Genomic DNA, 14,224 nt, shown 5'->3' on the forward strand with positions numbered 1-14,224 from the left:
TGCGCATCTTCCAGACCCGCGTAGCATCATCGGGCATGGGGCAGCCGAACACGTCTACGCGTCGCCCGCGGCACACCTCCACGGTGGCGGTGGTCGCGGCACTCGCCGTCTCGTCATCGGGGTGCGGGCTGGCGAGCGGCATGGCCTCCTCGGAGCGGTTGCAGCTGGAACCGATCAGCGTCTCCAGCCCTCGGGTCAGGGACGGCGGCCCCCTGCCGTCCGACTACTCGTGTGACGGTTCGGCCGGTAACCCTCCGCTACGTTGGTCACGCGTTCCTGAGGGTACGGGGTCCGTCGCGATCGTCGTGGACAACAACTCCCGGACAGGTGGCGAGGTGAACTGGGTCGTGTTCGACATCGATCCGCGCACCAACGAGCTTCCGGAGGGTAGCGTGCCCACGGGGGCCGTCGAGGGGAGCACGACGAACGGCAGGGTGGGCTACAACCCACCGTGCGGAGCCCAGGAGAACTATCGTTTCACCGTCTACGCGCTGAAGGACCGGGTCCGTCTCCGCAAGGGGGCGCCGCTCAACGAGACCCTGAAGAGCATCGCGGACAAGACGATCGCCTGGGGACGGCTCACCACGGTTCACGTCGAGTGACCGGCCGAACACCGGAGGTAGTAATGGTTACCAATTCTTCACTTAGGGTGTGACAACGCTCATAGTGGTCCGACACAATCAGATCCAATGTCCGAGCGCAGGTGATGCAGGGGGGCAGGTCGCGTCGATGGCCGCGCGATCTCACCGGCGCCGCTGTAAGGCCATGGCCTTGAGGGTGGTGCAATGATCGCGGTCGTAGTAAGCCTGGTCGCCGTCGTGCTCCTCGTGCTCGTCGTCGTGGCACTGGGAATGCGGTCGATGAACCGCAGGGAGAGCGCACTCCCCGCGGAACGTCTGCGGGAGATGGCGGAGAAGGAGGCGCTGGCGCCGACCACGTCCAGCGACGACTTCGCCACCAGAGAACCGAAGATGAACCATTTCACCCCCGACCTCACCCCGTTCGACGAGCCGAAGCCCCCGCGCCAGCCGCGGCCGCCGAGCTCCCGCGGCAAGCGCGGTCTGAACGAGTTCGGCCAGGTGGACGACTACGACGACGACTACTGGACGCGGCTGCAGGCCGACGAGGGTGGTTTCGGGGGATCCCTGGCCGCCCGGATGGGCGCGAGCCGTCCCGTCGAGCCGGACGACCGCAAGGTCGACGCCGAGGCCACGACCGTGCAGGCGCCCCTGCCGACCAGGCCCGTGTCCCGTGACGCCTCGCAGCGTCCCGCCGCCTCGCCGCCGCGGCCTGCCACGGAACCGGCCATCGCCTCCGCCTCCCTGCCCTCCGGCCTGTCCGACCTGGTGGCCCCGGTCCAGCCGAATCCGGCCCCCACGGCGGCCTCGCTCGCCGAGCAGAAGACCGTGACCTTCGCGGCGCCGGTCGCGGGCTCCTTCGGTGAGAACCGTCCCTCGCGGGCGAGTTCCCGCCGGGCCGGCAACCGCGCCGCCTCGCAGCAGGCGGCCCAGTCCGCGTCGAGCGCTCCCGCCCGCAGGCCCGACCCGCTGAACGACCCGCTCGTCGGCGGCTCCTACCCTTCCCGTCGCGGCGCGACCGCCCCCGCCGGCGGTGCCGGCTCCCGGGCCGGCGGCCCGGCCTCTCCCGCGGGCACCCGGCCGGGACACGGCGGCCCGCTCGCCCCGATGCCCCCCATGGGTCCCACGACCAGCGGCGGTTTCCCCGTCACCTCCGCGGCCGACCCGCTCGGCGTGTCCTACGGAGGCGCGTCGCAGCCGTCGCAGCACCGCCCGCAGCCGCAGCCCTCCAAGAACGACGTGACGGACAACCCGTGGGCGCAGGCCACCACCCCCTCCTCGGGCGGCTGGCCGGCGGCGAACACCGCCGACATCCTCGACGACGCGGCCCCGCCCTACTCCTCGTACCAGACCCCGGTGTACGGCGCTCCGGCCTCGGGCTCGTACGAGGTGAACTCGGGCTGGGCCACCATCGACGACGACGCCGTCACCGGCCCGAATCCTGCGGTGCCCGCCTCGGCCGGGCCCTCCCGCGGCGGCTACTCGCCGACCCCGGCCCCGTCCCGTCCGGCCGACCCGCGGGGCGGGTCCCGTCCGGCCGAGCCGCGGGGCGGCACGCAGGGGGGGTACGGCTACGAGTCCAGGCCGGCCACTCCCGCCACCCCGGCCGCCTGGCCGGAGCCCGGCACCCCGCCCGGAAGCGACGGCGCGAGCTGGCCGAGCTACGGCGAGCTCTACGGGACGGCGGCCCCCGAGACCACGCCGGGCGGCCGTACCGAGGAGCGGGCCAGGCCCGGTTCGCGGGGTCACCACCGCGTCCAGGAGCCCGACTACCCCGACTACTACCGCTGATTCTCTCCGTCCTGCGTAAAAGGCTCGGGTAAAACCCCGGGGCGAGAGGGTGCGGACCCGTAGGGTCGGCCCCATGGCGACGGACACGAAGAGTGACGAGAAGGTGACGGCGGGTGGTCTCGCCTCCGTGCTGAGGCATGACCTGCCCGCTTCCGTGGTGGTCTTTCTGGTCGCTATGCCCCTCTGCCTGGGCATAGCGGTCGCCTCGGGGGCGCCGCTGGCCGCCGGGCTCATCGCCGGGGTGGTGGGCGGCGTGGTGGCCGGCCTCCTCGGGGGCTCCGTCGTCCAGGTGAGCGGGCCCGCCGCCGGCCTCTCCCTGGTGGTCGCCGACCTCGTCATGAGGTACGGCTGGCGGGCCACCTGCATGATCACCCTGCTCGCCGGGGCCCTGCAGCTGCTGCTGGGCCTCTGCCGGGTCGCGCGTTCCGCGCTGGCCGTCTCCCCCGCCGTGGTCCACGGCATGCTCGCCGGGGTGGGCGTGGTGATCGCCCTCGCCCAGCTGCACGTGGTGCTCGGTGGCAGTCCCCAGCGTTCGGCGGTGGAGAACCTGGTCGAGCTGCCCCACCAGATCATCCACAACCACACGCACGCGGTCTTCGTCGGCGTGCTGACCATCGCGGTCCTCATCGCCTGGACCCGCCTGCCCCAGCGGGTGCGGAGCCTTCCCGCCCCGCTGGCGGCGCTGCTCGTCGCCTCGGTGACCGCCTGGGCGGCCGGCTGGCAGGTCACCCGGATCGACCTGTCCGTCAGCCTGGACTCCTGGGTCGGGCCGGTCTGGCCGAGCGGCGACTGGCACGGGATCGTCGCGGCGGTGCTGCTGGTGGCGTTGCTGGCCGGGGTGGAGTCGCTGCTCTGCTCGGTGGCCGTGGACAAGCTGCACCGGGGCAGGCGCTCGGACCTGGACAGGGAGCTGACCGGCCAGGGCGTGGCCAACATGATCACCGGTGCGCTGGGCGGCCTGCCGGTGGCGGGGGTCATCGTCCGCAGCACCACCAACGTCCGGGCCGGGGCCCGCAGCCGGTGGTCCACGGTCATGCACGGTTTCTGGCTCCTGCTGTTCGCCCTGGGGTTCGGCTGGATGATCGCCCTGATCCCGATGGAGGCGCTGGCCGCGCTGCTGGTCTTCATCGGCGTGCAGATGGTCAACATGGGGCACCTGCGCAACCTGCGCGGCCACAACGAGGTCCCGGTGTACGTGGTCACCATGGGCGGGGTGGTGCTGCTCGGCCTGGCCGAGGGCGTCCTGGTCGGACTGGGGCTGGCCGCGCTGCTCGCGCTGCGCCGGCTCACCCGGGTGACCGTGCGGGCCACGGCCGAGCCGGACGGCCGCTGGCACGTGGTGATCGGCGGGTCGCTGACCTTCCTCGGGGTTCCCACGCTCACCTCGGAGCTGCGGGCCATCCCGGCGGGGGTGACGGTCGACCTGGACCTGAACATCGACTTCATGGACAACGCGGCGTTCGAGGCCATCCACGACTGGCGCCAGGAGTACGAGCGCGGCGGCGGGACCGTGAACATCGACGAGATCCACGACGAGTGGTACGCCATGGCGGCCAGCGGCGTGCGGATGTTCCCTGCCAAGACCCCGCCCCGGGCGCCGGACCGCTGGTGGCTGCCCTGGTCCCACCGCCGGCGCGGACGCCGGGTGGCGCCCTCGCCGCTGACCACCCGGCGCCCGGACCGCGACGACAGTCCCGCCGTACCGGACCTGCTGGCCGGGGCCCGGGAGTTCCACCGGCTCACGGCCCCCTTGGTCCGTCCCCTGCTGCACACGATGGCCCGCACCCAGGAGCCGTCGCATCTCTTCATCACCTGCGCGGACTCGCGCATCGTGCCGAACCTGATCACCGCGAGCGGCCCGGGAGACCTGTTCACGGTCCGCAACGTCGGCAACCTGGTGCCCCGGCTGGGGTCGGAGCCGGAGGACGACTCGGTGGCCGCGGCGATCGAGTACGCCACGGAGGTGCTCAACGTCCGTACCATCACGGTCTGCGGGCATTCGGGGTGCGGGGCGATGGCCGCGCTGCTGAGCGGCGGGGAGAAGGTCACGGGTCAGCCCGCGCTCTCCCGCTGGATGCGCCACGGAAACCACACGCTGGCGCGGTTCATCGCCGGTGACAGCGCGGGCGAGGACCACGGGCCGCTGGACCGTCTCTGCCGGGTCAACGTCATCCAGCAGCTGGAGAACCTGCGCACCTACCCGCAGGTGGACCGGCTGTTCCGCAGCGGGGACCTGGAGCTGGTCGGCCTGTACTTCGACATCGGCACCGCCCGGGTGCACCTGCTGGAGCAGCACCCCCAGGTCGCGAGCGGCCCGGCCTGAACTCCGGGCACGGGCGGCGCGTCCCGTGTCAGGATGATCGGCATGACCGGTCGCGCACTGAGCTTCGGGGAGATCGCGGAAGCGTACGAACGGTTCCGGCCCGGGTATCCCGAGGAGCTCTTCCACACGGTGGCGGCATACGCGGCCCGGCCGATCCGGACCGCCCTGGAGATCGGCGCCGGGACGGGCAAGGCGACCCGCCTGTTCGCCCGGCCGGGGATCACGGTCACCGCGACCGACCCCGACGAGGCCATGCTCGCCGAGCTGCGCAGGCACCTGCCGGCCGTCAGGACCGTGCGGGCCGCGTTCGAGGACCTGCGGCCGGACGAGAGGCACGGGCTGGTCTACGCGGCGGCGGCGCTGCACTGGACCGACCCGCAGGACCGGTGGTCACGCGTGGCGGCGCTCCTGGAACCGGACGGGGTGTTCGCCTCGTTCGGCGGGCCGATCCAGCCCGCCGATCCGGCCGTGCGGGAGGCCGTTCGCGCGGCGCGGGCACCGTTCCTGGAGAGCGACGACATCCCGTCCCCCGACGGGACGCCTCCGGAGCACGACATGCAGTGGCCGGGTACGGAGCTCCGGCGCTCCGGACGGTTCACCGACGTCCGGCAGTGCGTGCTCGAACGGCGCCTGACGATGACGGCTCACGACTACGTCGGACATCTCTCGACCGTCTCGGCCTACCTCATGGTGCCGGCCGCGGAGCGGAGGCAGGTGTTCGACCGGATCACGCGGGTCCTGCCCGCGACGGTCGAGATCACCGCCGACGTCACCGTCCATCTCGCGCGCCGGTGCTCCGAGCGGTAGCGGGCGTCACGGGGAGCGGCCCGCTCCCGCCGTGCGCCGGTGGCCCCCGCGGGATCCGCTCTGAGCGGACGGCTTGCGCCCCGGGTGAAAGTCCATGGCCTTCCGGTGGCCCGGCGCCCAGAATCAGGCGCCATGAGAATTCTGATCATCGGTGGCTCGGTCTTCGTGGGACGGGCGATCACCGAGGAGGCGCTGCGGCGCGGACACGAGGTCACCACGTTCAACCGGGGACGCAGCGGTGTCGACCTGCCCGGGGTCGAGGCGATCAGGGGCGACCGCGAGGTGGCCGAGGACCTGGACCGCCTGGTCGAGGGCCGAGAGTGGGACGCCGTCATCGACGTCATCGGCAGGGTCCCCAGACTCGTCGACGAGTCGGTGCGCAGGCTCAACGGCCATGCCGGCGTGTACACGTTCATCTCCAGCATCTCCGCGATCAGCGACTTCCCCGAGAAGCCGTGCGACGAGAACTCACCGATCTACGAGTGCGCGCCGGACGCCGGCCCCGACGACGGCGACTACGGAACGCTCAAGGCGGGCTGCGAGCGTGCGGCGGAGGCGTTCGAGGGCGACACCCTGATCATCCAGCCGGGTCTCATCCTCGGCCCGTACGAGGACGTGGGCCGCCTGCCCTGGTGGCTGGACCGGATCTCCCGGGGCGGGCGGGTGCTGGCCCCGGGTGACCCGGACCGGGCCATGCAGGTCATCGACGTCCGGGACCTCGCCACGTTCGTCCTGGACCGGACCGAGGCCGGGAAGACGGACCGCTTCCTGGTCAGCGGGGTACCGGGCAACACCACCTACGGCGACTGGCTGGCCGAGTGCCGGGCGGCGACCGGTTCGGACGCCGAGTTCGTCTGGGTGGACGACCGCTTCCTGCTCGACCGCGAGGTGGCGCCGTGGACCGAGTTCCCCCTCTGGACCCCGGGCGATCCCGAGTTCGCCGGGGTGTGGCTGGCGTCCTCGGCCAAGGCCCTCGCGGCCGGGCTGACCTGCCGCCCCGTCGCCGAGACGGTACGCGACACCTGGGCGTGGCTGCGCGAGGTGCCGCCCGCCGAGCGCTCCTTCAAGTGGCACGGCATCGACCCGGAGAAGGAGGCCAGGATCCTGGCGGAGTGGGAATAGCAATCCCCATGGACATTCAGATCACCTTCGACGCGCACGACCCGCGGAAACTCGCCTCCTTCTGGGCCGAGGCCCTCGGATACCGGATCCAGCCGCCTCCCGAGGGGTTCGACAGCTGGGACGCCTGGGCGGACTCCAAGGGCATTCCCTCCGAGCAGCGGTCCGACTGGGCCGCGCTGGTGGATCCGGACGAGGGACGGCCGAGGATCTACTTCCAGCGCGTACCCGAGGCCAAGACCGTCAAGAACCGCGTCCACCTGGACGTCAACGTGGGCGGCCCGTCCGGCGCGCCGATCGAGGAGCGGCGTCCGCTGGTGCAGGCGGAGGTGAAACGGCTGGTCGGCCTGGGCGCCACCGAGGTCCGTACCGCCGAGGAGAACGGGGAGTACTGGACGCTCATGACCGACCCCGAGGGGAATGAGTTCTGTCTGCAGTAAGGGTGTATTTCTACGCATACATCGGACGGGTGGATGCATAGATTCATGGCTGTCCGGCTCCGTCCCCCGAATGCCGGACAGCGGTCCACGCTCCCAGGGCCGGAGGTGGGGGGCGGGTGACATCCCGCCCCCCACCCGCCCCGCCCCCTTTCCCGTGCCGGTCCCGGCCCTTCTCCCGCCGGGCATTGCGTGGCGCCCGCGAGCGATATAGCGTCACGCCCCCTGGCATCCGCATGGATTTGTCCGATAAGGGACAGCCAACAGCGGCGCGCCATGGAGGTTCACCATCCACGGGGGCATATAACTCAGGGCACCAGGTACGCATACGGCACGGAGGTCGAGATGGCTGAGTGGCACGCGTTACGGGAAGATCTGGTCTCTCAGGTCCGCGTACGAGGAATCAGCGACGCCGTGACCGGCGCGCTGCGGACGGTGCCGCGGCATGTCTTCCTGCCGGATCTTCCGGCGGAGACCGTCTACCAGGACGACGCGATCGTGACCAAGCGCGACGAGCAGGGGCGGCCGATCAGCTCCTCCTCCCAGCCCGCGATCATGGCGTTGATGCTCGACCAGCTCGGCGTGGCGCCGGGGCAGCGGATCCTGGAGATCGGGACGGGGACGGGGTACAACGCCGCCCTGCTCGCCCACCTGGTGGGGCCCGAGGGGCTGGTGGTGAGCGTCGACATCGACCCGGACCTGGTGGCGCTGGCCGGTGAGCACCTGGCGGCGGCCGGTCATCCCGAGGTGAGGCTGGTGTGCGCCGACGGGGCCGGGGGGTTCCCGCCCGAGGCGCCCTACGACCGGGTGATCGCCACCGTCGGCGTGTGGGACCTGGCTCCGGCCTGGCTGGAGCAGCTCGGGCCGGACGGCCGGCTGGTCGCCCCGCTGGACCTGCGGGGGGTGCAGCGTTCGGTGGCGATGGAGCGCGACGACGGGCACTGGACCAGCCGCTCGGTCCTGCCCTGCGGGTTCATGCGGATGCGCGGCCCGTTCGCGGGACCGGAGACGACCGTGGTGCTGGACCGGGAGTCCGACCTGATGATCTCGCTGCCCGAGGCCGGTGAGATCGGCGACGTGCTGGGGGCGCTCGACGGGCCCGTGGTCGAGCGTTCCACCGAGATCAGCGTGGGCCCCTCCCAGCTCCTCGACGGGCTGAGCCTCTGGCTGGCGGTGCACGAACCCCGCTGGTGCACGATCTCGGAGGTGCGGCCGGGGTGGCTGGCCTCGCCCCCGCTCGACCTGACGGGGTTCAGGATGGCCGTAGGGATCGTGGAGCGCGACAACCTGTGCCTGCTGGAGCCGTCACCGGACGGCACGCTGATCGCGCGCGGTCACGGGCCGGACCGGCTGCGGCTGGCCTCCGAGCTGGTCGCCCACGTCCAGGCGTGGGACATGGCGGACCGCCCCATGACGACCGGGCTCCGCATCGACGCCTACCAGGGCGAGGCCCCGCGTGACGGGCTGCTCATCCCCAAGCGCCACACCACCCTGGCCCTGTCCTGGAAGGACGTCTGAGCCTGTCCGCAGGGGACGGGCGACGCGACCGCGTGCCCCCGCCGGGGGCGCGCGGCCTCCGGGGCGGGGTGCCCGGCCGGTCTCCGGCGGCCACGAACGGACGTCCGAGTGGTCTTCGGGCGGTTTCCCGACGGGTCTCCGGGCCGTGACCGCGCGGCCGGGAGAACGGGGAGCACGAATGGAACGCGCCATTCACAGGACAGTTGAAAGTTACATCAAGTCATCAAATAGAACAGGTATTGCTCAAACACCCCGATACCCCGCCCAACTGCTTCTTTCATACTGAACTGGATCCATTCCAAACAGCGTGTTTTTTCGAGGCCGGACACCACATCCGCGGTCACCTACCATGACGGGGAATCTGACGCCCGGTTCACCTGGAGGTAGAAGTGGTCGCGTACATGAAACGTGACGGTGCGAAAGCGGAGGTACGACCCCCGCGGCATCGTACGGGGACGACGGACGGGTCCCTCCGGGAGAAGACAGGGGTGGTCCGATGAAAGTCGAGCGTCTGAGCGGCCCGGTCCTCTCGCTCTTCCGCATGGTGACGGGTCTCCTTTTCCTGTTCCACGGCCTGGCATCGATGTTCGGGCTCTTCGGCGGCAACCGCGGCACCGGCCAGGCCGTCGAGTTCGCCGTCTGGCCCGGCTGGTGGGCCGCGCTCATCCAGGTGGTCTGCGGACTGCTCGTCCTGGCCGGGGTCTTCAGCCGCTCCGCCGCCACGCTCGCGTCCGGCTCGATGGCGTACGCGTACTTCGTGGTGCATCTTCCGCAGGACTTCCTGCCGTTGCGCAACGGCGGCGAGCTCGCGGCCCTGTTCTGCTGGTCGTTCCTGATCATCGCCGTGCTCGGCCCCGGCCCCTGGGCGCTCGACGCCCTGTTCCGCCGTCGCGGTGACGGCGCCCCCGGCGTCCTCACCGATCCGCTTCCGGCCCAGCCGCAGTTCGGGAAGACCTGACACCATCCGCTCCGGGTCCCCTCGGGGCCACGAGAACTCCGGGTGCCCACGGGCGCCCGGAGTTCTTCGCTGTCCGGCGGCGTCCGGTGGCGCTCACCGATGACGTCCTGCGACGATCCCGGCCGGGCTCGAAAGACCCCCGGCGCCGCTCCGCGCAAGCCCGGATCATGAAAAATCCGCATTCTTTTCTCGCTGTCCGGCCGCTGCAGGGAAAAGCCCACGTCAGCGCGGTCGGCGTCCCCGGCGCGACCGGCAGGACCTCCCGTCCCGCACCCCGGACGGAACCGCGTTTCCGCAGGTCAGACAGAACATGAACACACCTTTCACGTTTGCCATCCCCGGATCACGTGGGTGAGGATGAGGCATCTCCCGACGAGCCCCCGCAGGGGTCTCTTCGGCATGCCCCCGTATCCCACACCCCGAGGAGGGGACGATGATCCACGCCCGAGGACTGACCCGCCGATTCATGATCAAGAAGGAGAGCGTCGACGCCGTACGCGGCCTCGACATCGACGTGGAGGCGGGCCAGCTGGTGGCCTTCCTCGGCCCGAACGGCGCGGGGAAGTCCACCAGCCTGCGCATGCTCACCTCGCTGCTCCCGCCGACGTCGGGGACCGCGACCGTGGCGGGCTGCGACGTCGTGGCGGACCCGGCCGGGGTCCGCGCCCGGATCGGCTACGTCGGGCAGAAGAACGGCGCGGGCGAGAACTTCCGCGTCCGCGACGAGCTGGTGACCCAGGGACGCTGCTACGGCCTCACCCGGCGGGAGGCCGGCCGCCGGGCCGACGAGGTGCTCGACCGGCTGGAGCTGCGACCGCTGGCCGACCGCAAACCCGGCACCCTCTCGGGAGGCCAGCGCCGCCGCCTCGACATCGCCCTGGGGCTCGTCCACCGGCCCACCCTGCTGTTCCTGGACGAACCGTCGACCGGCCTGGACCCGCAGAGCCGCGCCAACATCTGGGAGCACATCCTGCGGCTGCGCGAGGACCACGGCACCACCCTCTTCCTGACCACCCACTACCTGGAGGAGGCCGACAGCATGGCCGAACGGGTGGTGATCATCGACCACGGCCGGGTCATCGCCGACGGGACGGCCGAGGGGCTGAAGAGCGACCTGGCCGGTGACCGCGTCACCGTGACCCTGCACGACGCGTCCGGGACCGCGCGGGCCGCCGAGATCGCCGAGCGGATCGCCGGAGCGGGCGCGGTGACCGCCGACGGGACGACCGTGTGGCTGCGGGTGCCCCGCGCGGACGCGGCGCTGCCGGAGTACCTGCGCCACCTGGAGGCGTCCGGCGTGAAGGCCGCCACCGCCGAGACCTCCCGGCCCACGCTGGACGACGTCTTCCTCGCGCTGACCGGCCGCAGCCTGCGGGAGTCCGACGAGGCCGCCCCCGGCGTCCCGGCCGGTGGGAACGTTCCCGAGACCGTCGCCTGACCGCGCGCACCGCGGCCCTCCCTCTCCTTGCGGCCGGGCCGCCCCGCCCCCTGTCACCCCCGCCTCCCTCGCTTCCCCTGCTTCCCCCGATCCCGCAGAGAAGGTCCCCATGAGCGTTCCGTTCCTCCGTGACACCGCGACCGTGTTCTCCCGCGAGGTCGCCCCCATGTTCCGTGAGCCCCTCGGCCTCCTGTTCACCATGGGGCAGCCGCTGCTGTTCCTGTTCCTGTTCGGCCCGCTGCTCGGACAGACGCAGAGCTTCGCGGGCCAGGGCTCGCACTGGCAGTGGTTCGTGCCCGGCATCCTGATCATGATGTGCCTGTCCGGGCCGATGATGGCCGGGTACATGCTGCTGGTGGAGCTGATCGGCGGCTCGATGGAGCGCATGCTGGTCACCCCGCTGGACCGCACGGCGATGCTGGTCGGCCGGACGCTGAAGGAGTTCGTGGCCCTGCTGGCCCAGGCCGTCCTGATCATCGCCCTGGCGGTGCCGCTGGGTTTCCGCCTGTACCCGGCGGGAGTGCTGGCCGGCCTGGTGATGCTGGTCGTGTTCGGCGTCGGCCTGGGCGCGCTCTCCTTCGTGCTGGCGATCGCGTCCAGGCCGGGAGGAGATCTCTTCTACGGGGTCACCCAGCTCGTGCTGTTCCCGCTGATGCTGCTGTCGGGCGTGCTGCTGCCGATGGACTCCGGCCCGCAGTGGCTGCGGACCGCCGCGGCCCTGAACCCGGTCTCCTACATCGTCGAGGCGGAGCGGTCACTCTTCTCCGGCCGCTTCGCGGACACCTCGGTGCTGTACGGGACGCTCGCGGCCTGCGCGATCGCCGTGATCGGCCTGGTCATGGGCACCAGGGCGATGCGCCGCGGCATCTGACCTTCCGCCACCGGACCGGCCCGGCTCGCAGGCCGGGCCGGTCCCCCCGCGCCCAGCGTCTCAGACCCGGCTCGCGGGACCGACGTCCCGTCCGGTACGGGCGGCGCGGCGGCGGACGCCCCGGAGCCAGACCCGGCGGATGAACCCGCTGCCCGCCCGGATGACGAGCCAGTACGCCCCGAACAACCACCGGGAGCGGCGGTCGGTGGCGTACACCCGGGTCTCGGTGCTCAGCACGCCGCCGGCGCAGTGGAAGTTGACCGCCAGCTTCAGGTGACCCGGCGCGTCGAAGGCGTGGAAGACCTCCGGGGTCGTGCCGGGTGCCAGCGGCACCACGGGCCGGTTCCGGGAGACGCGCTCGATCCCGCCCACCAGCAGTTCGTCCTCACCGCGGTACAGAACCGCGAACCCGTTGCCGAGGAACAGGTCCAGCACCGGGGTGTCCGCCGGGAGCCGGGTCCTTCCCAGCCCCGCCGCGGTCATCACCGCCCGGAACAGCGGGACCTCCCCCCAGGTGACCTCGGCGGCGGCGCGTATCACGGCGGGGGCCGGTAGATCGACCGGCAGCCGGTGCCGCTCCCTCCGGTGCCAGCGTGGCAGCGCCTCGTCCAGCGTCATGGGCTCGGGTCGGCTCATCTCGTCCCCCCGTGGGATCGTCGTCATCACCCGTACGGCCCGGTTCCCCACCGCCGGACACGAGGATCATCGTCGCATCCGTATGGCCCGCCCTCCCGGGCGGCCCGCGTCCCGGCGGAGCAGGGCCACGACGAGCAGGACGACGCCCGCCATCAGGGCGGCGCTGATCGCGGCGGTCAGGTGGAAGCCCTCGACGAACGCGGCGCGTGCCGCGGCGAGCAGTTCGGCACCGGGACGCGGCGGGAGGCCTGCCGCCACGGCCACCGCGGCGCCGAGGTTGTCGCGGGCCGCCTCGGGGACGGCGTCCGCCGCGAGCCCGGCCCGGTAGGTCGCGGTGATGACGCTGCCGAGGACCGCGATCCCGAGCGCGCCGCCGAGCTGCGGCGCCGTCGAGGAGATCGCCGCCGCGGCGCCGGCCCGGTGCGGAGGCGCGGAGCCGACGACCAGGTCGGTGGCGAGCGCCATCATCGGTCCCAGGCCCGCGGAGACGATCACGGCACCGGACACCAGGACGGCGATCCCCTCCGTTCCCTGGGTGCGGGTGAGCACGAGGTAGCCGACGGCGGACACGGCCAGCCCGGCGGCGATCACCGCGAAGGGCCGGATCCTCCGCGCGAGCCGGGGGGCGACGGTGGACCCGACGATGACGCCCACCGCCGAGGGTGCCGTCCACAGACCCGCCTCCAGGGGCGACATGCCGTGCACGAGCTGCAGGTACTGGGCGATGGCGTAGTTGGAGCCCCACAGGACGAAGATGCCGAGCGCCAGCGTGCCGGTCGCGGTGCTCAACGTGCGGTCGGCGAACAGGCCCAGGTCGACGAAGGGGTCGGCCGCGGTCCGCTGCCTGCGGACGAACAGCGCGCCCGCGGCGAGCCCGGCGGCGATCGCGGCCAGGGACGTCGTCGCCGGGCCGTCGGCCGCGATCTGCTTGAGCCCGTACACCACCGGCAGCACCGTGGCCAGCGACAGCACCGCGCCGGCCGGGTCGAGCCGCCTCACGCCGGGGTCGCGGTGCTCGGGCAGCAGCAGCGGCCCGACGACCAGCAGCAGCAGCATGAAGGGGACGGCCAGCAGGAACGCCGACCCCCACCAGAACCGCTCCAGCAGCCATCCTCCGACCAGCGGGCCGATCGCGGTGCCCGCCGAGACGCTGGCGACGACGACCCCGACGGCCACCGTCCGCTGCCGGGGGTCGGGGAACATGGACGTGGCCAGGGAGAGCGTGGACGGCATCAGGGTGGCGCCCGCGACGCCCATCAGCGCCCGGGCGACGATCAGGCTTCCGGCGTCGGGCGCCCAGGCGGCCAGGACCGAGACGACGCCGTACGCCGCCGCGCCGATCAGCAGCAACCGGCGACGGCCGATCCGGTCGCCCAGAGCGCCCATGGCGATGAGCGACCCGGCCAGCAGGAAGGCGTAGACGTCCACGATCCACAGTGACTGGGTGCTGCTCGCCGCCAGGTCCTCGCGGATGGCGGGCAGCGCGAGATTCGTGACGGTCAGTTCGAGGGAGGCGAGGAGCGCGGGCAGTGCCAGGACGGCGAGACCGATCCACTCCCGCCGTCCCGCCGACGCCACCGGAGTTGAGTGCGACATGGCTCCGACCGTAGAACCTCGACCTTGGTCGAGGTCAACACCGCTCGGGACTCGGGACGGGGCGAAGGATTCAGCAGGAAAGACCAGGACGAATCATATTTGATTACCTTTGCGGGAGAAATGCCGCATGTAAAGGAATCGAATCCCAGGCA

General features: G+C 72.0%; 12 protein-coding genes. 10 read left to right on the top strand and 2 right to left on the bottom strand.

The annotated features are described in order from the left end of the window. Window positions 1-35: 35 nt before the first annotated feature. The 10 genes from ACIBCT_RS08710 (at window position 36) to ACIBCT_RS08755 (ending at window position 11,840) form a co-directional block, all read left to right on the top strand. On the top strand, window positions 36-602 hold the full coding sequence (locus ACIBCT_RS08710; RefSeq protein WP_399186784.1) for a YbhB/YbcL family Raf kinase inhibitor-like protein: 567 nt from the start codon (window positions 36-38) through the stop codon (window positions 600-602). A 183-nt stretch (window positions 603-785) separates the two neighbouring features. Further along, on the top strand, window positions 786-2,369 hold the full coding sequence (locus tag ACIBCT_RS08715) for a hypothetical protein (protein ID WP_399186785.1): 1,584 nt from the start codon (window positions 786-788) through the stop codon (window positions 2,367-2,369). Window positions 2,370-2,442: 73 nt separating this feature from the next. After that, window positions 2,443-4,692: a SulP family inorganic anion transporter gene (locus ACIBCT_RS08720; RefSeq protein WP_399186786.1), complete on the top strand. Its 2,250-nt coding sequence runs from the start codon at window positions 2,443-2,445 to the stop codon at window positions 4,690-4,692. A 42-nt stretch (window positions 4,693-4,734) separates the two neighbouring features. Further along, the gene (locus ACIBCT_RS08725) at window positions 4,735-5,499 is read left to right on the top strand and encodes a class I SAM-dependent methyltransferase (protein WP_399186787.1); all 765 of its coding nucleotides are present in this window, start codon (window positions 4,735-4,737) and stop codon (window positions 5,497-5,499) included. A 132-nt stretch (window positions 5,500-5,631) separates the two neighbouring features. Further along, the gene (locus ACIBCT_RS08730; protein ID WP_399186788.1) at window positions 5,632-6,621 is read left to right on the top strand and encodes an NAD-dependent epimerase/dehydratase family protein; all 990 of its coding nucleotides are present in this window, start codon (window positions 5,632-5,634) and stop codon (window positions 6,619-6,621) included. 8 nt (window positions 6,622-6,629) lie between these two features. Continuing rightward, on the top strand, window positions 6,630-7,058 hold the full coding sequence (locus ACIBCT_RS08735; RefSeq protein ID WP_399186789.1) for a VOC family protein: 429 nt from the start codon (window positions 6,630-6,632) through the stop codon (window positions 7,056-7,058). A 342-nt stretch (window positions 7,059-7,400) separates the two neighbouring features. After that, the gene (fxlM, locus tag ACIBCT_RS08740) at window positions 7,401-8,573 is read left to right on the top strand and encodes a methyltransferase, FxLD system (protein WP_399186790.1); all 1,173 of its coding nucleotides are present in this window, start codon (window positions 7,401-7,403) and stop codon (window positions 8,571-8,573) included. Between the two features lie 496 nt (window positions 8,574-9,069). Then, the gene (locus tag ACIBCT_RS08745) at window positions 9,070-9,531 is read left to right on the top strand and encodes a DoxX family protein (protein WP_399186791.1); all 462 of its coding nucleotides are present in this window, start codon (window positions 9,070-9,072) and stop codon (window positions 9,529-9,531) included. Window positions 9,532-9,964: 433 nt separating this feature from the next. Further along, entirely contained in the window at window positions 9,965-10,969 is a 1,005-nt protein-coding gene (locus ACIBCT_RS08750) for an ATP-binding cassette domain-containing protein (protein WP_399186793.1), read from the top strand. Window positions 10,970-11,078: 109 nt separating this feature from the next. Beyond that, complete coding sequence (locus ACIBCT_RS08755; RefSeq protein WP_399186794.1) at window positions 11,079-11,840, top strand: ABC transporter permease; 762 nt, start codon at window positions 11,079-11,081, stop codon at window positions 11,838-11,840. 60 nt (window positions 11,841-11,900) lie between these two features. Here the strand turns inward: ACIBCT_RS08755 and ACIBCT_RS08760 are convergent, their stop codons facing one another. Further along, on the bottom strand, window positions 11,901-12,476 hold the full coding sequence (locus tag ACIBCT_RS08760; RefSeq protein ID WP_399186795.1) for a hypothetical protein: 576 nt from the start codon (window positions 12,474-12,476) through the stop codon (window positions 11,901-11,903). A 66-nt stretch (window positions 12,477-12,542) separates the two neighbouring features. Further along, entirely contained in the window at window positions 12,543-14,072 is a 1,530-nt protein-coding gene (locus ACIBCT_RS08765) for an MFS transporter (RefSeq protein WP_399186796.1), read from the bottom strand. Window positions 14,073-14,224 lie beyond the last annotated feature (152 nt).

The sequence above is a fragment of the Streptosporangium sp. NPDC050855 genome (assembly GCF_044456585.1).
Lineage (GTDB): Bacteria > Actinomycetota > Actinomycetes > Streptosporangiales > Streptosporangiaceae > Streptosporangium > Streptosporangium longisporum.

Excerpts from the sequence above, each read along its gene's own strand:
- ACIBCT_RS08710 (WP_399186784.1), top strand. The coding sequence starts at position 36 with ATGGGGCAGCCGAACACGTCTACGCGTCGCCCGCGGCACACCTCCACG.
- ACIBCT_RS08715 (WP_399186785.1), top strand. The coding sequence starts at position 786 with ATGATCGCGGTCGTAGTAAGCCTGGTCGCCGTCGTGCTCCTCGTGCTC.
- ACIBCT_RS08720 (WP_399186786.1), top strand. The coding sequence starts at position 2,443 with ATGGCGACGGACACGAAGAGTGACGAGAAGGTGACGGCGGGTGGTCTC.
- ACIBCT_RS08725 (WP_399186787.1), top strand. The coding sequence starts at position 4,735 with ATGACCGGTCGCGCACTGAGCTTCGGGGAGATCGCGGAAGCGTACGAA.
- ACIBCT_RS08730 (WP_399186788.1), top strand. The coding sequence starts at position 5,632 with ATGAGAATTCTGATCATCGGTGGCTCGGTCTTCGTGGGACGGGCGATC.
- ACIBCT_RS08735 (WP_399186789.1), top strand. The coding sequence starts at position 6,630 with ATGGACATTCAGATCACCTTCGACGCGCACGACCCGCGGAAACTCGCC.
- fxlM (WP_399186790.1), top strand. The coding sequence starts at position 7,401 with ATGGCTGAGTGGCACGCGTTACGGGAAGATCTGGTCTCTCAGGTCCGC.
- ACIBCT_RS08745 (WP_399186791.1), top strand. The coding sequence starts at position 9,070 with ATGAAAGTCGAGCGTCTGAGCGGCCCGGTCCTCTCGCTCTTCCGCATG.
- ACIBCT_RS08750 (WP_399186793.1), top strand. The coding sequence starts at position 9,965 with ATGATCCACGCCCGAGGACTGACCCGCCGATTCATGATCAAGAAGGAG.
- ACIBCT_RS08755 (WP_399186794.1), top strand. The coding sequence starts at position 11,079 with ATGAGCGTTCCGTTCCTCCGTGACACCGCGACCGTGTTCTCCCGCGAG.
- ACIBCT_RS08760 (WP_399186795.1), bottom strand. The coding sequence starts at position 12,476 with ATGAGCCGACCCGAGCCCATGACGCTGGACGAGGCGCTGCCACGCTGG.
- ACIBCT_RS08765 (WP_399186796.1), bottom strand. The coding sequence starts at position 14,072 with ATGTCGCACTCAACTCCGGTGGCGTCGGCGGGACGGCGGGAGTGGATC.